The organism is Sulfurospirillum diekertiae, assembly GCF_002162315.1.
In the GTDB taxonomy this organism is placed as follows: Bacteria; Campylobacterota; Campylobacteria; order Campylobacterales; family Sulfurospirillaceae; genus Sulfurospirillum.
Window position 1 is genome coordinate 2,010,120 of sequence record NZ_CP021416.1, and the last position, 22,966, is coordinate 2,033,085.

Annotated in this window: 22 protein-coding genes; 2 read left to right on the plus strand and 20 right to left on the minus strand. The window is 38.4% G+C overall.

What is annotated here, in order from left to right; all coding sequences use genetic code 11:
• Genes leuS through yajC form a run of 4 tightly spaced genes read right to left on the minus strand, consistent with a single transcriptional unit; the run spans position 1 to position 5,287 of the window.
• Entirely contained in the window at positions 1–2,448 is a 2,448-nt protein-coding gene (gene leuS, locus Sdiek1_RS10225; RefSeq protein ID WP_087439028.1) for a leucine--tRNA ligase, read from the minus strand.
• A gap of 10 nt (positions 2,449–2,458) precedes the next feature.
• On the minus strand, positions 2,459–3,436 hold the full coding sequence (gene secF, locus Sdiek1_RS10230; protein WP_369688467.1) for a protein translocase subunit SecF: 978 nt from the start codon (positions 3,434–3,436) through the stop codon (positions 2,459–2,461).
• Positions 3,436–5,019 (minus strand): protein translocase subunit SecD, encoded by a 1,584-nt coding sequence (secD, locus tag Sdiek1_RS10235; protein WP_087439029.1) that lies wholly within the window; start codon positions 5,017–5,019, stop codon positions 3,436–3,438. Before secD ends, secF begins: the two co-directional genes overlap by 1 nt.
• A complete protein-coding gene (yajC, locus tag Sdiek1_RS10240) occupies positions 5,012–5,287 on the minus strand; it encodes a preprotein translocase subunit YajC (protein ID WP_087439030.1) in 276 nt (91 codons plus the stop codon). Before yajC ends, secD begins: the two co-directional genes overlap by 8 nt.
• Before the next feature lie 11 nt (positions 5,288–5,298).
• Here yajC and Sdiek1_RS10245 point away from each other — a divergent pair, with 11 nt between their 5' ends.
• A complete protein-coding gene (locus Sdiek1_RS10245; protein ID WP_087439031.1) occupies positions 5,299–6,534 on the plus strand; it encodes an apolipoprotein N-acyltransferase in 1,236 nt (411 codons plus the stop codon).
• Between the two features lie 72 nt (positions 6,535–6,606).
• Here Sdiek1_RS10245 and metK read toward each other — a convergent pair whose 3' ends face one another.
• The 11 genes from metK to Sdiek1_RS10300 all read right to left on the minus strand — a co-directional run bounded on the left by metK (position 6,607) and on the right by Sdiek1_RS10300 (position 17,293).
• Positions 6,607–7,821, minus strand: a complete 1,215-nt coding sequence (gene metK, locus Sdiek1_RS10250; protein WP_087439032.1) for a methionine adenosyltransferase — start codon at positions 7,819–7,821, stop codon at positions 6,607–6,609.
• Between the two features lie 303 nt (positions 7,822–8,124).
• Positions 8,125–9,018 (minus strand): AEC family transporter, encoded by an 894-nt coding sequence (locus Sdiek1_RS10255; RefSeq protein WP_087439033.1) that lies wholly within the window; start codon positions 9,016–9,018, stop codon positions 8,125–8,127.
• Between the two features lie 39 nt (positions 9,019–9,057).
• The gene (gene aat, locus Sdiek1_RS10260; RefSeq protein ID WP_087439034.1) at positions 9,058–9,738 is read right to left on the minus strand and encodes a leucyl/phenylalanyl-tRNA--protein transferase; all 681 of its coding nucleotides are present in this window, start codon (positions 9,736–9,738) and stop codon (positions 9,058–9,060) included.
• Positions 9,728–11,926, minus strand: coding sequence for an ATP-dependent Clp protease ATP-binding subunit ClpA (clpA, locus tag Sdiek1_RS10265; RefSeq protein WP_087439035.1), 2,199 nt, complete (start codon positions 11,924–11,926; stop codon positions 9,728–9,730). Before clpA ends, aat begins: the two co-directional genes overlap by 11 nt.
• Before the next feature lie 49 nt (positions 11,927–11,975).
• Positions 11,976–12,284: an ATP-dependent Clp protease adapter ClpS gene (gene clpS, locus Sdiek1_RS10270; protein WP_087439036.1), complete on the minus strand. Its 309-nt coding sequence runs from the start codon at positions 12,282–12,284 to the stop codon at positions 11,976–11,978.
• A gap of 9 nt (positions 12,285–12,293) precedes the next feature.
• Positions 12,294–12,893, minus strand: a complete 600-nt coding sequence (locus Sdiek1_RS10275; protein WP_087439037.1) for a TlpA disulfide reductase family protein — start codon at positions 12,891–12,893, stop codon at positions 12,294–12,296.
• A 58-nt stretch (positions 12,894–12,951) separates the two neighbouring features.
• The gene (smpB, locus tag Sdiek1_RS10280) at positions 12,952–13,416 is read right to left on the minus strand and encodes an SsrA-binding protein SmpB (protein ID WP_087439038.1); all 465 of its coding nucleotides are present in this window, start codon (positions 13,414–13,416) and stop codon (positions 12,952–12,954) included.
• Positions 13,416–14,192 carry a 4-(cytidine 5'-diphospho)-2-C-methyl-D-erythritol kinase gene (locus Sdiek1_RS10285; RefSeq protein ID WP_192866740.1) on the minus strand — a complete coding sequence of 259 codons (777 nt, stop codon included), beginning with the start codon at positions 14,190–14,192 and terminating at the stop codon, positions 13,416–13,418. The genes smpB and Sdiek1_RS10285 overlap by 1 nt, the downstream gene beginning before the upstream one ends.
• Positions 14,192–14,419, minus strand: coding sequence for a carbon storage regulator CsrA (gene csrA, locus Sdiek1_RS10290; RefSeq protein ID WP_087439040.1), 228 nt, complete (start codon positions 14,417–14,419; stop codon positions 14,192–14,194). The genes Sdiek1_RS10285 and csrA overlap by 1 nt, the downstream gene beginning before the upstream one ends.
• Position 14,420: 1 nt before the next feature.
• Positions 14,421–15,209, minus strand: a complete 789-nt coding sequence (gene truB, locus Sdiek1_RS10295) for a tRNA pseudouridine(55) synthase TruB (protein WP_238099306.1) — start codon at positions 15,207–15,209, stop codon at positions 14,421–14,423.
• Between the two features lie 38 nt (positions 15,210–15,247).
• Positions 15,248–17,293: an ATP-dependent helicase gene (locus tag Sdiek1_RS10300; RefSeq protein ID WP_087439042.1), complete on the minus strand. Its 2,046-nt coding sequence runs from the start codon at positions 17,291–17,293 to the stop codon at positions 15,248–15,250.
• 212 nt (positions 17,294–17,505) lie between these two features.
• Here Sdiek1_RS10300 and Sdiek1_RS10305 point away from each other — a divergent pair, with 212 nt between their 5' ends.
• On the plus strand, positions 17,506–18,411 hold the full coding sequence (locus Sdiek1_RS10305) for a LysR substrate-binding domain-containing protein (RefSeq protein WP_087439043.1): 906 nt from the start codon (positions 17,506–17,508) through the stop codon (positions 18,409–18,411).
• 2 nt (positions 18,412–18,413) lie between these two features.
• On the opposite strand, the gene Sdiek1_RS10310 is transcribed toward Sdiek1_RS10305, so the two are convergent.
• Genes Sdiek1_RS10310 through Sdiek1_RS10330 form a run of 5 tightly spaced genes read right to left on the minus strand, consistent with a single transcriptional unit; the run spans position 18,414 to position 22,965 of the window.
• A complete protein-coding gene (locus Sdiek1_RS10310; protein WP_087439044.1) occupies positions 18,414–18,866 on the minus strand; it encodes a hypothetical protein in 453 nt (150 codons plus the stop codon).
• Entirely contained in the window at positions 18,859–20,580 is a 1,722-nt protein-coding gene (locus Sdiek1_RS10315; protein WP_087439045.1) for a M3 family oligoendopeptidase, read from the minus strand. The genes Sdiek1_RS10310 and Sdiek1_RS10315 overlap by 8 nt, the downstream gene beginning before the upstream one ends.
• A 2-nt stretch (positions 20,581–20,582) precedes the next feature.
• Positions 20,583–21,179, minus strand: a complete 597-nt coding sequence (locus Sdiek1_RS10320) for an aminotransferase class IV (protein ID WP_087439046.1) — start codon at positions 21,177–21,179, stop codon at positions 20,583–20,585.
• A complete protein-coding gene (locus Sdiek1_RS10325) occupies positions 21,142–22,041 on the minus strand; it encodes an aminodeoxychorismate synthase component I (protein ID WP_087439047.1) in 900 nt (299 codons plus the stop codon). The genes Sdiek1_RS10320 and Sdiek1_RS10325 overlap by 38 nt, the downstream gene beginning before the upstream one ends.
• Positions 22,042–22,092: 51 nt before the next feature.
• Positions 22,093–22,965, minus strand: a complete 873-nt coding sequence (locus Sdiek1_RS10330) for an aspartate carbamoyltransferase catalytic subunit (protein ID WP_087439048.1) — start codon at positions 22,963–22,965, stop codon at positions 22,093–22,095.
• Between the last annotated feature and the right edge of the window lies 1 nt (position 22,966).

Consider the following 22,966-nt stretch of genomic DNA (forward strand, 5'->3'; position numbering starts at 1 on the left):
TTATTTTACCACCAAATTAATCAGTTTATTGGGAACATAAATCTCTTTAAGAAGTGTACTTACCTCTAGCCATTTTGTAACGCTCTCTTTACCAAGACGTAAAGCCTCCTCTTTTGAGATGGAGGTTTCTACTTCAATTTCAGCGCGTTTTTTACCATTGACGGTCACCGCGAGTATCATACAATCTTCTACAAAAACTTCTTCTTTGAGCGTAATCGGTGCTAGATTGGTACATCCAAAAAGACTCTCACTCATCTCCCAGCAAAGATGGGGAACAATAGGTTCCAAAAGATTAAGGAGAATAAAATACCCCTCTGACCAAACAGCTTTATCTTCTTGTTCACTAAGGGCATTAAGTGCTTCCATACATGCAGCAATCAGCGTATTAAAGGTATAACTTCCCTCATAGATCTCATTCGATTTTTTAAGTGCTTCATAGACTTTCTTACGTGCATATTTTGATTCTTTAGACAAAGATGCATGATCAATACTCGGAATTGCTTTACATGTAAACGCATTTTCACTCTTCTGTGCAAAGCGTTTTAAAAATCTAAAAGCACCTTCTACAGCACTGTCATTCCACTCAAGCTCTTTTGAGGAGGTGCAGCAAAAAGAATAAAAAAGGCGTGCAGTATCTGCACCATAAGTTTTAATAATGGCATCAGGATCAACGGTATTACCTTTAGACTTGCTCATTTTTGAACCGTCTTTAAGTACCATTCCTTGTGTAAGTAGATTGGCAAATGGCTCGTCACAATTTACGTAACCCAAATCGCGCAAGACTTTGGTAAAGAAACGTGAATAGAGTAAGTGCAAAATAGCATGCTCAATGCCACCCACATATTGATCGACGTTCATCCAATAGTTTGCACTTGCTTTATCAAAAGGGACATCATTCCAAAGCGATGGATCCGTGGTGTAGCGTAGGAAATACCAACTGGATTGGAAGAAAGTGTCCATTGTATCGGTTTCACGAACAGCTTCACCATTACATATAGGACATTTTGTGTGCTTCCATGTGGGGTGTTTATCCAAAGGATTTCCCTCGCCTTTGATTTCAACATCTTCAGGAAGCGCCACAGGAAGATTTTCAAATTTTTCAGGCACCAATCCGCATTTCGGACAGTGAATCATAGGAATAGGTGCACCCCAATAACGTTGGCGGCTAATACCCCAATCACGAAGTTTGTAGTTAATGACTTTTGTACCAATTTTTTGTGCCTCAAAATGGGCAATCATTGCTTTTTGTGCACTTTTAGAATCAAGCCCTGTAAATTCACCTGAATTCACTAATGTGCCGTATTCTGTTGTAGCCATACTGCCATCAAATGGAGCTGTTGTTTCAATACTTTGAATAATTGATAAATGATACTTTTTGGCAAACTCAAAATCTCTCTCATCGTGTGCAGGAACAGCCATAACCGCACCTCCACCGTACTCGATTAAAACGAAATTTGCAACCCAAACGGGTACATTTTTACCCGTCAATGGATGAATCACATCCAGTTCAAGGCTAACGCCTTCTTTGGGGGCTTGTGCGCGATCCCTTGCTCCCACACTTTGCATTTTTTTGATTTGCGCAATTTTGTCTTCACTGAGTAGCTTGTGTTCTATGAGATGTTTTACAATGGGATGTTCAGGCGCTAAGGCTGAATAACTGACTCCAAAAATCGTATCGGGACGGGTGGTGAATACTTTGTAACTTTCAAATTGATGACCCAGTTTTGCCTGAGAAGCGGCGCTAAGACTAAAAGAAAATTCTAAACCTTCACTTCTACCAATCCAATTTTCTTGCATCGTGAGAACTTGATTTGGCCAACCTGCACGCAATTTTTCACAATCGTCCAAGAGTTCTTGTGCATACTGAGTGATTTTAAGGTAGTAACCTGGGAGCAAACGTTGCTCTACGGGATTATCACATCGCCAACAACATCCCTCTTCGACTTGTTCATTGGCAAGAACGGTTTGACACGTATTACACCAGTTAAGTGTTGCGCTCTTTTGATACACCAACCCTTTATTAAACATCTCAATAAAAATACGTTGTTCATGTTTGGTGTAAAGAACATCACTGGCGGCAAACTCTCTTTTTTTAGAAAAGGACAAGCCTAATGATGCAAGCTCTTTACGCATATAATCAATATTTTCATATGTCCATTTTTTAGGATGAACTCCATGTTTAATAGCAGCATTTTCAGCTGGCATACCAAAACTATCCCAACCGATGGGATGCAAGACATTAAAACCATTTTTACGGTGATGCCTTGCTATGGCGTCCCCTATGGTATAGTTGCGGACATGCCCCATATGAATACGTCCGCTCGGATAGGGAAACATACTTAAAATATATTTTTTCTTTTTAGTCATATCTGCAAGGGGTTCAAACGCATTGGTCTGATCCCACTTTTGTTGCCATTTTTTTTCAAGTTCTAAAGGATTGTAAAGCATCTTCTCTCCATCAAATCAAACGGTACCTTTTTCGTACTGTGAGCGCATTTTTTTCTTTTTCAATTCTATTTTTCTCTTTGAGTGCTATATTAGCTTTATATTTTTCAACATTAAAGCCAATTAACGTTAAAAATGGCGCTGAAATAAAAATAGAGCTGTAAGTACCAATGATAACACCAAGTAACATGGTAAAACTAAAGCCATGAATAATCTCTCCACCAAAAACATAAAGGGTTAAAACAACAAAGAAAACCAATAAAGAAGTAATAATGGTTCGAGAGAGTGTTTTAGAGACACAAATATCAATAATTTCTGAAAAATTCGTATTTTTTGTCTCTTCAAGTTCTTCACGAATACGATCAAAAATAATAATCGTATCGTTCAGTGAGTAGCCAATCAGTGTTAAAACAGCCGCCAATACATCAAGACTAAATTCGATATCGAATAAAATAATAGCCCCTAATGTAATGGTAATATCATGCAACAATGTAATAACAGAAGCAATAGCAAACTTCCATTCAAAACGAACAGCGACATAGATTAAGATACCAATCATTGCTAAAACAGCCGATATAATGCCTTTTGATCGTAGTTCACTTCCGATTTTTGGTCCAACAATATCTACTTTTCTAATATCAAAAGTACCCGTATCTTTTAAAAGAGTATGGATATGATCTCCGATATCTTGAGCAACGCTATCGCTCACGGTTGAAAAACGAATGACAACTTCTTCAGGTGAACCAAATTCTGTAATCAAAGCTCCTGCAAATAATTTATCTTTAGCAAGATCTTCTCGAATCTTATCAATAGGCGCTTTTTGCTCATACTTAAGTTGAACAACAGTTCCACCAACAAAATCAACACCGTAGTTAAATCCTTTGGTAAACACAAGAACTAACGAAAGGAAAGCTAAAATAAGTGTGGTCGTGACAAAAATACGCGCATACTTCATAAAATTATAAATGATACCTTTTGAAAAAAATTCCATTAGTGACCTCTCTTTTTCATACCAAACCAAAAACGAATGCTGTGGTTTTTCTCAATATAAGACATCAATAGCTCATAGATTCCATGGGTGCCCAAAATTGCTGTGAGCATTGAGATTAAGTTACCAATCAACATACTAATAGCAAACCCTTTAATAGGTCCCGTACCGTAAACGTAGAGGATAACGGAAGAGACGGCCAGCGTTAAGTTACCATCGACAATCGCACTCATCGCATTTTCATATCCCTTTTCAACCGCTTGCCGCACAGCTATACCTTGCCGTAAAAGTTCACGAATACGTTCATTAATAATAACATTTGCATCCACAGCCATACCAAGACTTAAAACAATACCCGCCATACCAGGAAGTGTTAAAGTGGCGCCAAAAAGTGCCATAATGGCAATTAATAAAACAAAGTTAACCAAAAGTGCAAAGCTGGCAAAAACGCCTGCCATATGATAGTAAAGTATTAAAAATCCAACAATCAGGAAAAATCCAGAAATTAAAGCAATCGAACTTGCTTGAATACTATCAGCCCCCAAAGAAGGACCAACACTTCGTTTTTCAAGAAGCGTTACAGGTGCTAGTAAAGCACCACTACGAAGGGCAATAGCAACATCGTGCGCTTCTTTAACGCTGAAGCCTCCACTAATCTGTCCGCTACCGCCGCCAATGCGCTCACGAATGACAGGGTCAGAATAGACTTTATTATCCAAGACGATTGCCAAACGATTGCCAATATTGCTGGCTGTAAAATCACCAAAGATTTTTGCACCTTCCGAGTTTAAGGTAAAGTTAATTACGGGTTGTTGCATCTCACTAAAAGCCACTTTGGCATCGGTTAACATGCTTCCATCAAGAATTGGAATCTCTTTCAAGATATGACGAGTCGTATCGCCTCTTGCATCGGGTAAAATAACATCACCGTATTGTGCCGCTTCTGTTGGGCTCATTGTCGTCGTACGATCTTTTCGTTTTTCATCCACAGCCATCAGTTGTAAATGGGCAGCTTTTGCAATAAGCTCACGCGCACGTTGTTCATCTTCTGCTGTTTTAATTCCAGGCAGTTCTACAACAATTTTATCAGTGCCCTGTTTAGAAACATTGGGCTCCGCTAAACCAAATTGATCCAAACGATTACGAATCGTTTCAACCGCTTGTGAAATCGCATATTCACGAATAAGATCTTTTTCTTTATCATTTAAAGTGAGTGTATATCGAAGGGACTCTTTCGAAACTTGTAAACCACTAACGGTTTTAAGCATCTCATCAATTTTTTTCTCTTCATCTTTATCTAAAAGAGTGAAAGAGAGTTGCTCTTCATCCAGACGAAAATCATCAATAATAATATCTCCACTTTGCGCAAAAAATTTGATACTCGAAGCAATAGATTTAACTTTGGATTTGATGGCTTCTTCTGTTTGAACACCCAAAACCATATGCAGACCGCCTTGAAGATCAAGACCTAAGGCAATCTTAGCACCTTTGTCACTTTGCAAAAAAGTAGGCAATGAATAGCCTACTCCGAAAATAATTGCAAGAATAAAAATGACTAAACGGTAACTAATTTTACTACTAGTCATCGATTTTCTTTGCAATATATTCTCTTGAAACCTTTACAATGATGCCTTCATCATTAAGCTTAACTTTGATAGAATCTTCTTCAGGTTTCACGACTTCACAGATTAACCCACCACTTGTAATCACTTTGTCGCCTTTTTTAAGTGCATCGAGCATTTCTTTGTGCTTTTTTACCTGTTTTTGTTGTGGTCTAATCACAAGAAAATAAAAAATTGCGAAAAGAACAACGAGGGGAAGTAAAGAAGAGAGTAAACTAGCAGAACCTTGCATGGAAATCCTTTATGAAAAAAAATTTAGATATTTATTTTACCCGCATTTACATAATAAAAGCCTTTGTTATTGCTTTATGCCTTTGTGCTTTTATCTACCTCGCGTATTTTAAACTTACATTCCTCACACTTAACTCTTTACTCGCCCTAATAGGCTTTTACCTACTTTTAGGCGAAAATCGTATTGTTTGGTTTTGGAGTGGTTTTTTTACAGGGCTTTTATGGTTTTATTGGATTAGTTTTAGTTTTGTTTATTATGACTTGATGTTTCTGATACCGTTCATTATTCTAGGGATTGCCTTTGTATATGGGTTTCTTTTTTGGCTTATTGGTCGGTTAGGAAGCTCAATTTACGTACAACTTCCACTTCTTTTTGGCATCAGTTTTGTAGATCCTTTTCGTTTTAATTGGCTCAAACTTCAACTAACATTGATTGATACCTATTTTTCAACATCACTGCTCTCCTTTGGACTTTTTTTAAGTGCTATTGCCCTCTTCAAATCACTTCCAAAATGGACAAAAGGTTTTGCATTGATTCCCTTAATTGCAGCACTTTCCTTTGGCACGTCTCAAACAATGCCTGAAACACATCTTGATGTAGCTATACCAACTATGAATATTCCTCAATCCCAGCGTTGGGATGCGGCCTATCAACAAAAATCCATTGATCTTAATTTTGCGTTGATTGAAAAAGCGATTGCGGAGCACAAAGAGCTCATTATTTTACCAGAGAGCGCATTTCCTCTCTATCTTAATCGAGCTCCTCGTTTAATTGAATCTCTTAAAAAGTATTCAGAACACATTGCTATTGTGACAGGCTCTTTAACCTATGAAGAAGATCAAGGCTTTTTTAACTCATCGTATCTTTTTCAAAAAGGAGAGATGCAGATCGCTCATAAAATTATTCTTGTCCCTTTTGGTGAAGAGGTTCCTTTCCCTGCATTCATCGTTGAGATCATCAATAAACTCTTTTTTGATGGTGCAAAAGACTATCAAAAAGCAAAAGCACCGCAAGATTTTGTTATTAATGGCATCACCTTTAGAAGTGCCATTTGCTATGAAGGAACCAATGATAAGCTTTTTGAGGGTAATCCGAAGCAGATGATCGTCGTCAGTAATAACGCATGGTTTACACCATCCACCGAACAAACCTTACAATATCTCTTACTGCGTTATTATGCAAAAAAATATCACACGATTATTTATCATAGTGCTAATAGCGGGAAAAGCGGAATTATATATCCCTAAGAGTCTATTTCTCATGTAAAAACTACGCGAAATTCTCGATAGCTTTTACAGAGAAATATCTTTACATGTAAACTATTTTTTGAGTGCTTTAAAGAGTTCTAAACTATCCAGCTGTTCCCACGGATAATCACTTTGTCCTACTTGTCCACGTGCCGCAACATCAGCATATAAGAAAGTATCGCTACTTGGTTTATCCAAACCAAATTTATTGGTAATCCAACGTGGTGTGAGACTAAATGTTTCAAGAACAAAAGCAGAGAGCTCATCATCACTGATGCTCGTATAGGTTCCTGACGTATCAACGGCAATCGAAACAGGTTTTGCAACACCAATAGCGTAGGAGAGTTGAACGGAGCATTTTTTAGCAAGTCCAGATGCTACGATATGTTTAGCAATCCAACGTGCCGCATACAAACCACTACGATCCACTTTAGTGTAGTCTTTACTGGATTGCGCCCCACCACCAATGGGAGAATAGCCACCAAAACTATCGACAATCAATTTACGACCCGTAAGTCCAGAATCGTGAAGTGAACTGTGGTTCACATAACGTCCCGTTGGGTTAATGTGAATAATTGTATTGTTCGGATCATACAGTTCAGTTGGTAATCCTGTATCGTCAATTAAACCTTTTATCAAAGCGCGTACTTCTTCAATGGGAAGGCTCTCATTCGAAGGGGCTGAAACAACGATGGTATGAATTTTTTGCGGTTTGCACTCTTCAAAATTTTGTTTTGTACCGTAATCAACCGTTACTTGCGTTTTAATGTCCACCCCTAGTTTATGGTTATGAGTAAGGGCATAATTATAAACTTTATCACATAACATTCTAGCGTATGTTATTGCAGCTGGCATAAAATCTGCCGTTTCAGAAGAAGCAAAACCAAACATAATGCCTTGATCACCTGCACCAATTTCACCGCTTTCTTGATCAACCCCTTGGTTGATGTCGCTGCTTTGTTGATTGAGGAGCACTTGAACTTTGACGTCATCAGGATGTAAGCATTGCTCTTTGGTAAAGGCTGATTTTCCATCATAACCAATTTTTGCAAGGGCGTCTTTAACGATTTTTTCATAGTCTGAGAAAGAGAGAATACTTTTGGTATTGACCTCACCACCAATGATGACATGTTTGCCTGCGACGAAAACTTCACTGGCAACGCGTGAGTTTTTATCGGCAATAATGAGTACATCGACAATGCTATCCGCAATAATATCGGCGCATTTATCAGGGTGACCGGGACTGACTACTTCAGAGGTAAAAAGGTAGTGTTTTGTGTGTTCCATTTTTGTTTTCCATTTCTTTGTTTTCCTATTTTCAGACACATTTCTCCAAAACGCTTGTTTATCAAAAACATATATTTTTGATAACGTTTGTCTTTTTAAAACTTTTATGCTTTCGAGCAAAACTTCTCAAGCATAAAGTCTGAAAACTTGTTTTCCATCCTTTTGTTTTCCATTTAGGGTTTCGTGAAGAAGAAACATCAAATAAAATTAAAAGTTTGAACCAAGGCTCCGGTGAGCCCACCGCTTATTTATAAGGAGTATATTACTCTCTTTAATATAAAAATTTCTTTGATTGTAGGGTTACTATGAAATGATTAGATTCCATAAACCAATGCTCACAAACGAAAAAAGGATACCTAACGCAAGCGCATTAATCAAAAGCTCTTTGTTCAACCCTCCCCTAATACCAAAAACAACGGCCAGCGTCATAGGAGGCATCGCCGTTTCTAAAAAAGTGACCTTAACCCAATCCTCTTTTAAATCGACTAAAAAATAAAGTCCTATGAGTATCAACAATGGAGCAACAACCATCTTTAAACACAACGCAATCATGTTCTCTTTGAAATAGAGCGATAACGTGCGAAACTCCAACTTCATACCAACAATGGCAGTCACTAAAGGAATTAATGTCGCTTGGAATTTTTCAAGTATGCTCTCAATGAGAGGAGGGAAATCGGTTCCATGAAAGCCAACGGCAACGACAACCGCCATTAATGGAGGCGAAAAAAATATCTGTTTTGCAACATCCCTTCCCCTCTGTTCTTCTCCTCCACCCCAGGCAATAAGGGCTATTCCAAAGGTCATTAAGGCAATAAACGTACCAATTTGATCGTATACAAGGGCATAACTAACATGGTGCAATGAGTAAAATGACTCGATAAAAGAGAAACCAACAAAGCCTGTATTGCCAAAACCGACAATAACCATCATCGTAACTAAATTTTTTCGATCCATTTTCAAAAATCGTCCTGCGATATAGCCAAGAGCCAAAGAGAGAGCCATCGTTATATAGGCAATAAGAATGATTGAAAAAACGTCATGATTAAACGTCATATGAGGTATTTTGGAAAGCGCAAGTGCGGGGAGCGAAAAATAGAGTACAAACTCCGTTAATGCTTCAGAAATATCGTGTTTGATAGTTTTAAAAATATACCCTAAAGCAACAAAAATAAAAACTGGAGCGACGTGTTCAATCATCTCAAACTTCTTTTACATGTAAAGATAAAAAGTGCACAATCACCATGGGCTTGTCGTGCAATTTTCTAAAGCGTTTTCTAACATTGCTAGAAATTTCTCGCGTGGTATCACCAAGGCACCTAAGGATTGTAGATGATCGGTGGGAAGCTGACAGTCGATAAAATCGCCCCCCAAGCTTTTCACTTTTTCACACAGTCCTACTAATGCAGCCTTTGAGGCATCTCGCTTTGTTGAGAACATTGACTCGCCACAAAACACACCTCCAAGATACAACCCATACAAGCCACCAACCAATGTAGCCTCAAAAAAGCACTCGACGGAATGAGCAAACCCTTTTACATGTAAAGTACAAAAAGCAGCGATTAAATCTTCGCTGATCCAGCTTTTTTGACCTTTGGCAAGCCTCGTTTCTAAACACAAGCGCATCACTTGCTCAAAGCAGGTGTCATAGCGTATCTCAAAATGTTTCATACTTTTGACTAAACTTTTAGAGATTTTAATGTCAGAGGGAAATAAAACAAGCCTAGGATCGGGAGACCACCACAAAATGGGATCACCCTCATTAAACCATGGAAAGATGCCTTGAACATAGGCACGGAGTAGTCTCTCAGGTTTGAGATCACCACCCCATGCTAAAAGTCCCTCATCAGTGGCATCTAGAGGATCAGGGAAGGTATAATCATTGGGATGCAACTGAGGGATAAGTCTCTTAGTTGCCACCGCTGTATTCAAACACCAATTTTTTAGCTTTATAATCTATTTTACATACGCCACCATTTTTGAGCTTACCAAAAAGTACCTCTTCAGAGAGTGGTGTTTTGATTTTTTCTTGAATAACACGACGCATCACACGCGCTCCCATCTCTTTGCTATACCCTTCGCTTGCAAGCTGTTTTTTAGCAGCTAAGGTTGCAACAATCTCTACTTTTTTATCTTTAAGTTGCTCGGTGAGCTCCCCTAAAAGTTTTTCCACCACATTGATCATCACAGGCTCAGACAATGGAGCAAAGTGAATGATCTCATCCAAACGATTTCTAAATTCAGGAGAAAAGAAATCTTTGATTGCATGATCTGTTCTTGAATTTTCACTCTTGGTAAAGCCCATTGTTGGGGCCTCTTTTGTTCCAAGATTAGACGTCATAATGATAATGACATTGCGAAAATCAATCTTCGTGCCATTGTTATCGGTCAACGTAGCGCTATCAAAGATCTGAAGCAAGATGTTAAGCATATCAGGATGCGCTTTTTCAATCTCATCAAGTAACAACACAGTATACGGATGCTTTTTAATCGCTTCACTGAGTTGTCCACCCTCATCGTACCCCACATAGCCAGGAGGAGCACCAATAAGACGACTGACCGTATGTTTCTCCATATATTCACTCATATCGTAGCGTTCAAAATGAACACCTAGCTCAAATGCGAGCTGTTTCGCGACTTCTGTTTTACCCACACCCGTAGGTCCTGTAAATAAGAAAGATCCAATGGGAGCTGTCGGATTTCCAAGCCCTGCACGACTTCGTTTGATTGCTTTAACCAATGCCTCAATTGCCGCATCTTGACCAAAAATTTTGGATTTGAGATGCGCTTCTAAGTGATGCATCACCTCACCCTCATCTTTGTTCACACTACGTGTTGGGATATTGGCAATTTTGGCAAGAACGGCTTCAAGATCGCTCATCTCGACCACTTTTTTACGTTTTTTTGCAAGGTGAAACGAAGCACCTACTTCATCAATCAAATCAATCGCAGAATCGGGTAAAAATTTATCACTAATGTATTTTTTGGCAAGTTCGACAGAAGCTCTGATGACTTCATTAGGGTACTTCACACCATGATGTTTTTCATAACTCCCTTTAAGTCCTTTAAGAATCAAAAAGGAGTCTTCAAGGCTTGGCTCTAAAACATCAATCTTGGCAAAACGACGACTGAGGGCTTTGTCTTTATCAAAGAAATTACGAAACTCCCCATACGTGGTAGCACCAATGCAACGAATTTTCCCAGAAGCGAGTGCAGGTTTAAGTAGATTGGAAAGGTCCATCGAACCACCGCTCGTTGCCCCCGCTCCTACGATCGTATGAATCTCATCAATAAATAAAATAGCACCCTTTTTCGCTTCGAGTTCATTTAAAATTTCTTTGAGCCGTTTTTCAAAATCTCCTCGGTACTTTGTGCCAGAAAGAAGTGCTCCCATATCCAGTGCGTACACAGGAGAACCTTTCAAAATTTCAGGCACGCCTCCCTCACTAATCTTTTCAGCTAAACCTTCAACAATAGCGGTTTTTCCAACACCTGGTTCACCCACTAAAAGAGGATTGTTTTTCTTTCTGCGACACAAAACTTGCATCACGCGTTTAACTTCATCCGCTCTTCCAATCAAAGGATCAATCTGTTTTTGTTTGGCAAGAGCAATAAGATCGATTGTATATTTAGCAAGGGCACTCTCTTTTTGATCATCATTGTTTGCGTCTTTGTTTTGTGGTGCGCTCAGTGCGGTTACTTCTTCAACGATCAAAAGTTTATCAACGCCCTGTTGCAAAAGTAAAGAGACACAAAAGGCATTGCTTTCATCCATCATCGCGATTAAAAGATCATACACGCTTGCTTCTGACTTGCCCGCACTCTTTACATGTAACATCATCGACTCAATGACGCGAGTCAATGCCACTGTTTCCAAAGGCTCATACGTCTCTTCGGTAGGCACTATCTGAGGATTAGCCACAAAATACTTTTCCATAGAACGTTGCAAAAAAGTAATGCTGAGTCCACAATTGATAAGAAGTTCAACCACATTCTCATTACTCAACAGAGCAAAAAAGAGATGATCAACGGTGATGTACTCATAACGATGCTTTCTTACAAAAGCTATGGCATCATTGAAAACAAAATTGAGTTCTTGGTTAACCATAATCTACTCCTTTTCTACCTGATAATTTGCATTCGCAGAATAAAATGAATTATTCTGCTTCCATAATAGCACGAAGGGGAAAATGTTCCTCTTTGGCCATTTTTCGGACATACTCTACTTTCGTCTCCGCAATCTCATACGTATAAACACCACAAAGACCTTTGCCTTTTTCATGCACACTTAGCATAATCTCGGTTGCCTTTTCAAAACTATGATGAAAAATTTGCATCAAAACCTTGATGACAAATTCCATACTACTGTAATCGTCATTGAGCAATAGAACTTTATACAGCTGTGGCTCTTTGAGTTCTATCGTATCAAGTGTTTCGTTTTGAAAATCCCCTTCTAAATGGTGCATTTAAAGCCTCTATTGTGCAGTGAGTTTATCGATATCTTTTTGAATAATATCCAAATCTACTTTTCCGAGATAAAATTTATTATCTGGATTTTTACCATAAATATCCGTAACATTTTGATACTTTCCATCTTTTAATACGACTTTAAACGGTACTTGCAAGGTTTCTTTATACTTAATATCTTGCAAAATCGTCTCAACCAATTTTTTATTTTTGGGTGAATTGGTAATAAAATAATAGGCATTGTATTTAGCTGCAAAATTTTCCACAACATACTCATCACTGACATCTTCAAAAAAGTTAAGGCCTATCAGCATAACACCATCACCATTTTGAAGTTGAAAATCCATCAAAGAAGGTGCTTCTTCCTGACATGGGGCACAAAATGTACCAAAAATATCAATCAATACAACTTTGTTTTCGTCATCTTCAAGCACGAAACCACCATTCTTGCGAAGCAGTGTCAATTTTGCACCAGAAACGCTTTTAAGCTCAACTTTGTCACCATCTTTGTAGGTCTCTTTAACCGTAGGTGCACTTGATGATTCAGATCCACACCCTATAAACAAAAGTAGTGTTGCGATTATGATTGAACTGATTAACTTTTTCATACGTTTCCCCATATAACTTTTGGTTTATTCTACTTTATTTAGATAAATAATATGTAAACTACTCTTTGTAAGCATAATTCTTGATCGCCGTTTTAGCTTCTCTTTGTGCATCTTTCTCTTTCAAGCTCTCACGTTTATCATGCTCATTCTTTCCACGCGCTAAGGCTATCTCAACTTTTGCAAGATTTTTGCTATTAAAATAAATGGCCAATGGCACAATAGTCAAGCCATCTTTAGCCACTTTCATATCCCATTTGCGTAATTGCTTCATATGCAGAAGCAATTTGCGAGGAGCTCTCTCGTTGGGAGCATAATTCAAATTAGCCGTTGATAAATGTGAAATATGCGCATTGAGTAAAAAAGCTTCCCCTTTGATAATTTTCACAAACGAATCTTTCAAATTCACTCTGCCTTGACGAATGGCCTTTACTTCACTGCCTTGAAGCACAATACCCGCTTCAAGCTTCTCTAAAATTTCATAATCATGGAACGCTTTTTTATTGCGCGCGACAGCTTCACCCATTAAACTTCCTCTTTCAGTCTAAAAAAACTACTTCCACTACCACTAAAAAACCATCCATTTTTAGCATAGTTGCTAAGCTCTGGGTATGCTTTAAGAGATGCAGGGAAAAGATCGTTTAGTTTTTCCTTAGAAAAATGACTCAACAATTCGGGACTTTTGAGTGCAACCATTTTCGAAGCTAACGCTTGGTCCATAGTTTGCAAGAAATATTCCCTATACGTTTTATACACCAACGCTGTATTGCAAGCAAGAGATGGTGTAAAAACTTCAATATCAAGTGCATTTTCATCAAACTTTTCAACAATTTCACCAATACCACTGACATTGGCACTTTCATAACCTGACGCGAAAAAAGCAACATCGGCGCCCACTTCACTTCCAATATGCATCATGGCCTCTCTATCAAGCCCCAAATTAGCAGTTTCATTTAACATGTTTAAAAAGGTGGCGCTATCGCTACTACCACCGCCCAGCCCTGATCCTGTTGGAATATTTTTCTTTACATGTAAAGCAAAATCTTTCATGACCTGTTCCACTTTTTGATCATATCCATGCTCTTTGAGCACCATAAAAGTACGATACAAAGTATTGTGCTCTAACGGGCAGTTAAAATCACCTACGAGCTCAAAAGACTGTCTGCTTTTTTTGGGTACAAAGCTTAATGTATCGAATAAAGAAGGTACGATCATAAAGCGTGAAAGTAGCTCATGGTAATTGCCACGAACCCCAACAATTTTGAGGAAAATATTAACCTTTGCGTGCGCTTGATACTGCATTATTTAAGCTTAAAACTCAAACTAGAGAGTGCATCATGGCTCGTATTTTTACTCGCTTCAATGTTCGCTTCTTTGATCGCTTTTTCTAACTCTTCACGCAAAATAAGCATATCTTTGGGTGCATCAAAACCTAGTTTGACGACGCCTTTAGAGATTTCGATGACCTTAATGGTAATATTTTCATTTAAAACAACACCCTCTCCGATTTTTCGTGTGAGTATTAACATGTTACGCCTTTAGCGATAGTGAATTTAAGAGATATTCTACCCCATTTGCGCTGATTTCAACAACGCTAAGGACTTCATCAATCACAATTTGGTAAATACCCTCTTCTTGCTTCTCAAAGTCTTCGACACGTAACTTTCGCCCTAATAAAATATCGTGAGGATCACCAAGGTAAGCATTGGAGGCTAGCTCAAGATAATCTAATGGATTGAGCTCTTTTTCATTTTCATAAGTAAAATCACCTTCATTGAGCCGTTCCAATGCACTCAAAGAGCCAGCAAATCCAAGTTTTTGAGCAATTAATGCTCCAAGACTACGAACATATCCACCCTCTGAGATAGTAACTTCAAAGGTCAAGAAAGGATGGGCATAATGGATTAAATGACAGTCATAAATGGTGCTAGTAATGGCTTTAAGCTCAAAGTCTTTATCCGCACGCGCCAAATCATACGCTCTTGCCCCTTCAACTTTCTTAGCTGAATATTTTGGAGGTAAATAGGTTATTTTTCCTATCATGCCCTTAAGAATAAAGTTAACAGAATCAGGATGAAACGGCATCATCTGTTCCACTTTCTCAATCTTTTCACTATCGAGTGTTGGACTTGACGCCCCTATCCAAAGTGTTGCTCGGTACGTTTTTGGTGCTTTTTTCAAAAAGCGGAACAATTTTGTAAACTGTCCAAAAGCAATAATCAGAACTCCTTGAGCAAAAGGATCGAGGGTGCCTGAAAATCCTGCTTTTTTAACATTGTAACGCCGTTTAATGCGACTTAAAAAATGGTTTGAGACCATACCAGAAGGCTTATAGGCAACAAAAAGGCGGTTATCCACTAAATCTTCTCCACAAAGGAAGCCAAAATATCGCGTCTTGTACCACTAAAATTAATTTGCAATTTAAACTCACGCCCCACTTTGCTAATCTCTGTAACACGACCAATACCAAAGATTTTATGTTTCACCAAATCACCTTTTTTAAAGGAAGTCGTCTTCTCAAAAATTAAACTTCCTTCACACACCCCTGCTTCTTTCAAGAAACGGCTTTTGGTAAGCTCAGTTCTGCGCCCTTTGTAAAAACGGCTGGCAGAGAAACTCAGGGTCAACTCTTGTTTAGCACGCGTAATCGCTACATATCCAAGACGTCGCTCTTCTTCGATGTCGCTGCCATCTCCAATCAGCGGGAAAAAGCCCTCTTCTAACCCAATCACAAAAAGATATTCAAATTCCAAGCCTTTACTCGCATGAATGCTCATAATAGAGATATTTTCACTATCAATTTGGTCTTGATCACTTTGCAATGCAAGTTCATTTAAAAAATCGTCCACATTCATTTGAGGATTTTGCTTGACATAGTCACGAAAAAGCCCGTAAAATTCATCAATGTTAGAGATACGTTCCAACGAGTCAGGTTGGTTGTTGTAATACTCTTTTATGGCGAAAGACTCTTCAATCGCATCAATCATATCGTAGGTGGAATTTTCCTGAATACTTCGAATGTACGCGATATTTTGAACAAACTCTTTCAGTGCCAAGGAAGCCTTCTTTGTCGCCTCTTTTTCAATGGCAGATTCATTACATGTAATGTATTCATAAATGGATTGACGGTTATCGTAAGCAGATTTAATCATGCGTTCGATGGTTACTTTTCCAAGCCCACGCTTCGGACGATTGATAATGCGTTTAATCGAAAAATCATCATGAGGGTTGGCAATCACACGCAAGTAACTGATGACATCTTTGACCTCAGCTCTTTCGTAAAACTTGACACCTCCTACCATATTGTAAGGAATCTGCTCTTTATTAAGGCCCTCTTCCAAGGAACGACTGAGCGCATTGATGCGGTATAACACGGCAATTTCATTGGGGCTCACACCGCTTAAGATGAGCTTTTTAATGCGTTTTGCAATGGAATGTGCTTCTTGGTTTTCATCGTGCGAGTCCATCACCTCAATCGCTTTACCATCACCTTTAGTACTTTCAAGCACTTTGCCAATACGTCCACGGTTGTGTTCAATCAGATCATTGGCTGCTTTTAGAATTTGTGTGGTAGAACGATAATTCTTTTCTAACTTCACGATTTTAACATTGTCAAACGATTCGTGAAATTCTAAAATATTCTTAATGTTGGCGCCACGCCAACCATAAATACTCTGATCATCATCACCCACCACACAGAGATTATTATGAGTAAAACAGAGTTTACGAAGTAACTTGTATTGAAGTTCATTGGTATCTTGATACTCATCGACCATGATATACTGATAGCGATGACTTACCTCTTCGCATAAAGCATCATCACTCTCTAAAATTTTATAAGGAAGCACTAAAAGATCATCGAAGTCAACCAAGTTATTGGACTCCAAATAGTCTTCATACTGCTCATAAATTTTAGCAATGACTTGATAGCTTTTTTGCTCTGCTTTCTCCCATGCCACTTTCGGATCAATTAAAGAGGTTTTATAGCGTGAAATCTCACTAGCAATCATTCCTGTTGGAAGTTCGGTACTGGTACTAAAGCTCTTTAAAATGCGCTTTTTATCATCGGTGTCAATGACTACAAAGCTATTTTTACGCCCTATTTTTTCAATGTGAAACTTTAAAAAAAGCAGACCAAATTTATGAAACGTACATAAAAGCGGTGGATACGTATGCTCTTCAATCATCGCCATAGCACGCTCTCGCATCTCACTAGCAGCTTTGTTCGTAAAGGTGAGCGTCAACGTGTTGGCAGGAGGAATTCCCAAAGAGAGTAAATAAGCCAAGCGTGACGTAATCGTTTTGGTTTTTCCACTCCCCGCACCTGCTAAGATGAGGACAGGACCATCTACACATTTTACCGCATCTTGTTGTGACTCGTTTAACATCGTTAAATCTTGCATGCGTTCATCTACTTTTTTATGATATAAATTGTATTTATTATAGCAAAAAAAGTTTAAGCAAAACTCTACAGATTTTTTTCATCATTGAAACGCTACGATAAACAAAAGTTTTGATCAAAAAAGTGTAGCAATATCCATTGTTTTTGTTATTATTTTTTGTTATAATCTTTCAAGTGTTATCAAAAATATTTATAAAATAAAAGGATTATTTCATGCTGAAAGATTTCTCAAAAGTGGAAACCTTTTTGACCGTTGTACGAGAAAAAAGCTTCTCTAAAGCCTCTAAAAAACTTGGCATCAGCCAACCTGCTGTCACACAACAGATAAAACTTCTTGAAGAATACTTGGATATTCAAATCGTCGATCGTAAAAAAAATGGTATCAAACTCACCACTGCGGGTGAAGAACTGTACAAGGTCGCCATAAAGCTTGAAAAACATCTTTTAGCCGCGGAGAGAGAGATGCTCCGCCTTGTTAATAAAGAGGTTATTTTTGTGCTGGGGGCATCACCCATGATTGGTAACTATATTCTGCCAAATTTTCTGAATGACATACAAGAAGCCATTAAAAATAATGTAATGCTCAAAGTGGAAGATGCCGCAGAAATTACGGAAAAACTTCTTGATAAAAAGGTGGATTTAGCACTCATTGAAGCACCTATTTTTCAAGAAGGGATTATTTACCGCGAATGGTTAGAAGATGAATTGGTCATTACGTCGCGTTCTCCTCTTCCTAAAATGGTTAAAAAAGAAGATTTACTCTCTTATAATTGGATTTGCCGCGAAGAGGAATCCAATACTCGAAAGATTATTCATGAGACCTTTGAGAAGATGGATGTGGATTGTAAAAGTTTTAAAGTTAAAAGTATTGTCACGAGTTCAACCGCAGTTAAACATACACTGATGAAAGCAAATATTGAAGATACGCCAACAGTTTCAATTATTTCAAAACATATTATTGCTGACGAGTTAGAAAATGGGGTACTGTATACCACAAAGATGAAAGGCTTAAAGTTGACCCGTATGCTCTATCTTTGCTATATCAAAGATCGTAAACATGATGCACTGATTGACAATGTTATCAACTACATTATGAGCAAACAAGAGATTAAAGCTTAGTGCTACTTTTTAATGAGCTTTTGATTATTAGGATTGGACATAAGCGCTTCCATTGAGCGTTTTAGTCCAGTCTCTTTAGGCTCTTTTACTTGAGATTTTGGAGGTGTACTTAGGTTAATAAACACAGGAATCTCTTCAATAATAATCTGCAAAATTGCTTCAATCGGTAAACTGACCAAAGAACCAAAATTATCACTACCAAAACCTGCTTCAAAGCTGATTCTTCCATTATAAACTTGGGTACTTTCAAACGTGTATCCCGCTAAAAAAAACATCGTAATCGGTTTGAAGTTTTGCCTGATTTCAGAGGGTAACTCAGGATCAAATGTGACATCTGAGATGTTCGTTAAAATCGAAAAATTCACCCCACGTTTAAGAAGCAACTCCAACACCTCTTTGGTGTGTTTTTTCATTAATCCATAAAACTCTTCACTCCCAAGTAACGCTTCAAGCATCGCACATTCCTTTAAATTCTGCTAAGAGGGATTCTATTTCGCTAATACCTAATTGCCAAAAATGCTCATCTTCAATGTCAAACCCAAATTTTTTAATCAGTTCTTTTGGACTTTGACTTCCACCCGCACTCAAAAAGCTTGTGTAATTTTGAACAAAGGCTGCTTTATCACTTTTTTTATAGAGTCCATAAAGTGCTAAAACTAGTAATTGTCCATAACTGTAAGCATAGCAGTAAAAGGGTGAATGGATAAAATGAGGAATATAGCTCCACCAAAGCGCATAATCTTTTGTGAGCGTAATACTCTTGCCAAACATTTTTTGACTCTCTTGCATCCAGTATTGATTAAAGGTTTCAAGATCCAACTCGCCTTCGTGCGCATGTACTTTACGCTCAAACGTTGTGAAATTAATTTGTCGGTAAAGTGTAGAAAAAATATCTTCAATTTTACTAGCATACAAAGAACGTTTTTCACGCATACTCAAATTATCTTTAATAGCATCAAATGCAAGCATTTCAGCAAACACAGACGCTGTCTCAGACGTCGTCAAAGGTGTGTCACTTCCAAGATACCCCACATCACGTGAAAGATATTGATGAATCGCATGACCTAGTTCATGGGCTAAAGTAAAAAGATCACGCCTCGTATCGGTATGGTTTAAAAGCACATAGGGATGCGTACTGGGTGTTGCTGGATGAGAAAATGCTCCACCTCTTTTTTTGTCTTTAGGAAATACATCAATCCATCCTTTTTCAAAGGCCATAGAGGCAATTTCATAAAATTTAGGATTAAACTTTTTGAAGGCGTCTAACACTATTTTCTTCGATGTTTGAAAATCAAATTTTTCGGTGGATTCTTCTAAGGGAGCATAACGATCGTATTCATAAAGCTCAGCAAGTCCCAAAAGTTTTGCTTTTTGTACGTAATAATCTTGTACTAAATAAAAACTACTTTCAGCACTTTTAACTAAAGCATCGACACTTTTTTGTGTAATTTTATTATCCATATGGCGTGATTGTTCAGCGTTTTTATAGCCACGAAGTTCACATTCACTCGCAAGATCCGTTTTAATCATATTGAAGATGTATGCCAAAAGAGGTTGATGGGGTTTCAGCCCTTTTGTAAAAGCACTTGCTACTTTTTGTCGTACCTCACGGTTTGAGTCTTGAAGCTTACTGAGGATCTCCTCTTCGGAGAGCTTTTCACCCTCATAAGAAAACTTCAAGCGGCTAAAATGCTCATCAAAAAGCCTGCTAAATGCTGAAGATGACGTCATCTCTTTTTTAAGAAGAATGCGCTCTTCTTTTTGGCTGAGCTGATAAGGCTTCTCTTCCATAAGGGATTCTAAATAATATTTATAGGTGGGAGTCGCTGCGATTAACTCTTCTTGTTTTGGTTTGGAAAGCTTGTTAAATTCAAGTTCAAAAAAGAGAAGGTCTTCAGCGATGGTACTATGAGCTTGCTGGTATTTGGCATAAAATCCACCATTGTCACTATTGGTTGCAAATTTTAAAAAAGCATAGGTCATAATACAACCCAATGTCTCGTTGATCGATTCATACTCTCTGATCGATTCTAAAAACTCATTAACATGTAACTCTTTAAGTTTACCTTTGCAAACAGATGCAAAACTTTTTGCACGTGATGCGGCATCTCTTAAATCCGCTTCTAATACGGTTTCATTTTCATAGAGTGCTGAAAGATCCCAATTCAAATTTATTCCTTTATCCATAATACGTTATCAATGATTTTAAATCCTATAAGTGCATTCATTATAGCAAATTTCTGAGCTTTTTGAAGGCTTTTCATGTCCAAAACTTCAGCTTTGAGTGCACCGCTTTTGAGCAATCGCTCCCGTGTCGTTCCCTTTAAAAGTGGATAAAGTGGCGTTTTCCACTCGCCATCTATTAAAAGCGCAATATTTGCGATACTCGTGTCTTGAAGCTCTCCTTTACATGTAAAGACAATATCATCACTATTTCCTTGTAAATGAGCATTTAAAGCCTCTCGATTACAATATTTATACGCATAGTTTATCTCAGTTTCTACGAGTGCAAATGTTTGAATTGTGTGTGGGGCGTAGGGAATATACTCAATTTTTTGAAGCGCTTCGGCATATTCAACGCGTACTCGATAGGTACCCTCTTTAGGAGGAGTCAAATGTTCTGAGAGAACGAGTTTATACGTTGAACCGTAAAGCGCTTGACGCGTTTGATCAAACCGTGCCTGATGAAAGGCAAGATGAAAAATTTCGCCATCTACCGCTTTAAGCGTCTCAAAACAGGGGGACATAGACTTTATCACACAACTCATCGTACTCCTTTTCCGCCTCACTTAAAAGCGTAATACCTCCACCGCTTTTAAACACATAGCCCTCTTTTGTCTTTTCCAAAAAGCGAATCATCACAGCGCTGTCTAAATTTTTTCCATCATACACACCAAAAATACCTGTAAAAAAGCCCCTATCGTAATCTTCAAGACGTTCGATAATTTCGACACTACTCCGTTTAGGTGTTCCACTGATAGAACCAGCAGGCAGCAATGTTGAAAGGATAGTTCCGACATTGTCATGCCAATTTTCATCTAATATCCCTGTAATTTTGGAACTGACATGCAAAAGCTCTTTGCCGCCTGCTTGAATCTTTTCCACATAGCGAAACTTCTCCACACGCACTTCACGCGAAACCATAGAGAGGTCATTGCGCAAAAGATCAACCACCATCACATGCTCCGCTTTTTCTTTCTCATCGTTTAAGATCCTCTCTTTCGCGTTAGGGATGCTCGCATCAATCGTACCTTTCATCGGATAAGTGCTGATGCGATTGTTCCTTATTGCTACAAAGCGCTCCGGTGAAAAACAGACAAATGCTTCGTGATAACAGAGTTTAAACGGAGCATTGGCAGTATAAAAAAGATTTTCGAGTGAACAAGAGAGCTCAATTTGTGTAGGAGATGTCAGGTTAAGTAAATAGGTATTGCCTGCTTTTATCTCTTCAATAACCGCTTGAATCTGAGCACGATACTGCTCTTTTGAAGGAGGTGTTTTAGACCAAGAAAAATCTTTACATGTAAAAGTATTAGAGGCATTACTTTGGGTTTCTAATTGATATAAAATACCGTTTGGAACGGCATCGAGAGCAAATGCCTCAAACTGTTTTGCCGCATAATCAATCACAAAGAAAAAAGGTTTTTTGCTTTGCCAAAGGCATTGAGTTTAGAGGCAAACTCAATGTTCAATCAGCTTCTCCAAAACCGCCATTCTCACCGCTACCCCATTTTTAACTTGCTCTAAAATTTTGGAGCGTGGATCTTTCATCATAAAATCATCGACATCAACATTACGGTGTACAGGGCCTGGATGAAGAATGATAATGTCACGATCTCCCATAAGCTTTGAAGTGATGCAAAAATCAGCCCCATAATCTTTCAGTGAAGCATAAATTTGATTTGCATGGCGCTCGGTTTGGGCACGCAAACTCATAATGACATCAACTTCATCAATCACTTCTTCAATCGTGTGGTACACACGAAGGTCGGTTTGAGGTAAAAAATGCGGTGGCCCCACTAAAATTACCTCAACGCCTACGCGCGCTAGCAATTCAATATTACTATTGGCAACTCTGGAATTTTTTATGTCTCCTACAATCGCCACTTTTTTGCCTCTGACATCACCAAAATGGCGTCTCATCGTAAAAAGATCAAGTAAAGCTTGCGTTGGGTGCGCGTGAGCACCATCACCACCATTGACAATCGGACAGTTGACATAATTGGCTAAGATATGCGGTACCCCTGAGCTTTTATGACGTACGACAATAGCATCAGGTCCCATGGCATCAAGATTTGCCGCAGTATCAAAAAGTGTTTCGCCTTTACTCGAAGAACTGCGTGAGACATCAAGGCTCACAACCATAGCGCCAAGGCGTTTGGCTGCAATTTCAAAACTGCTTCGTGTCCGAGTAGAGTTTTCAAAAAAGATGGTAATGACCGTTTTGTTTTTCAAAATTTCTCGTGGTTTTTCATCCAAAAACTCTGTTGCTCGCTCAAGCAACTTCTCAATCTCTTCCAACGAAAAATCCCGTGTATTAATCAAATGGTTCACG

What these genes read in the sequence shown, in the direction of transcription:
- leuS (WP_087439028.1), bottom strand. Translation starts at nt 2,448, where the DNA reads ATGCTTTACAATCCTTTAGAACTTGAAAAAAAATGGCAACAAAAGTGG.
- secF (WP_369688467.1), bottom strand. Translation starts at nt 3,436, where the DNA reads ATGGAATTTTTTTCAAAAGGTATCATTTATAATTTTATGAAGTATGCG.
- secD (WP_087439029.1), bottom strand. Translation starts at nt 5,019, where the DNA reads ATGACTAGTAGTAAAATTAGTTACCGTTTAGTCATTTTTATTCTTGCA.
- yajC (WP_087439030.1), bottom strand. Translation starts at nt 5,287, where the DNA reads ATGCAAGGTTCTGCTAGTTTACTCTCTTCTTTACTTCCCCTCGTTGTT.
- Sdiek1_RS10245 (WP_087439031.1), top strand. Translation starts at nt 5,299, where the DNA reads ATGAAAAAAAATTTAGATATTTATTTTACCCGCATTTACATAATAAAA.
- metK (WP_087439032.1), bottom strand. Translation starts at nt 7,821, where the DNA reads ATGGAACACACAAAACACTACCTTTTTACCTCTGAAGTAGTCAGTCCC.
- Sdiek1_RS10255 (WP_087439033.1), bottom strand. Translation starts at nt 9,018, where the DNA reads ATGATTGAACACGTCGCTCCAGTTTTTATTTTTGTTGCTTTAGGGTAT.
- clpA (WP_087439035.1), bottom strand. Translation starts at nt 11,926, where the DNA reads ATGGTTAACCAAGAACTCAATTTTGTTTTCAATGATGCCATAGCTTTT.
- clpS (WP_087439036.1), bottom strand. Translation starts at nt 12,284, where the DNA reads ATGCACCATTTAGAAGGGGATTTTCAAAACGAAACACTTGATACGATA.
- Sdiek1_RS10275 (WP_087439037.1), bottom strand. Translation starts at nt 12,893, where the DNA reads ATGAAAAAGTTAATCAGTTCAATCATAATCGCAACACTACTTTTGTTT.
- smpB (WP_087439038.1), bottom strand. Translation starts at nt 13,416, where the DNA reads ATGGGTGAAGCTGTCGCGCGCAATAAAAAAGCGTTCCATGATTATGAA.
- Sdiek1_RS10285 (WP_192866740.1), bottom strand. Translation starts at nt 14,192, where the DNA reads ATGCAGTATCAAGCGCACGCAAAGGTTAATATTTTCCTCAAAATTGTT.
- csrA (WP_087439040.1), bottom strand. Translation starts at nt 14,419, where the DNA reads ATGTTAATACTCACACGAAAAATCGGAGAGGGTGTTGTTTTAAATGAA.
- truB (WP_238099306.1), bottom strand. Translation starts at nt 15,209, where the DNA reads ATGGTCTCAAACCATTTTTTAAGTCGCATTAAACGGCGTTACAATGTT.
- Sdiek1_RS10300 (WP_087439042.1), bottom strand. Translation starts at nt 17,293, where the DNA reads ATGCAAGATTTAACGATGTTAAACGAGTCACAACAAGATGCGGTAAAA.
- Sdiek1_RS10305 (WP_087439043.1), top strand. Translation starts at nt 17,506, where the DNA reads ATGCTGAAAGATTTCTCAAAAGTGGAAACCTTTTTGACCGTTGTACGA.
- Sdiek1_RS10310 (WP_087439044.1), bottom strand. Translation starts at nt 18,866, where the DNA reads ATGCTTGAAGCGTTACTTGGGAGTGAAGAGTTTTATGGATTAATGAAA.
- Sdiek1_RS10320 (WP_087439046.1), bottom strand. Translation starts at nt 21,179, where the DNA reads ATGAGTTGTGTGATAAAGTCTATGTCCCCCTGTTTTGAGACGCTTAAA.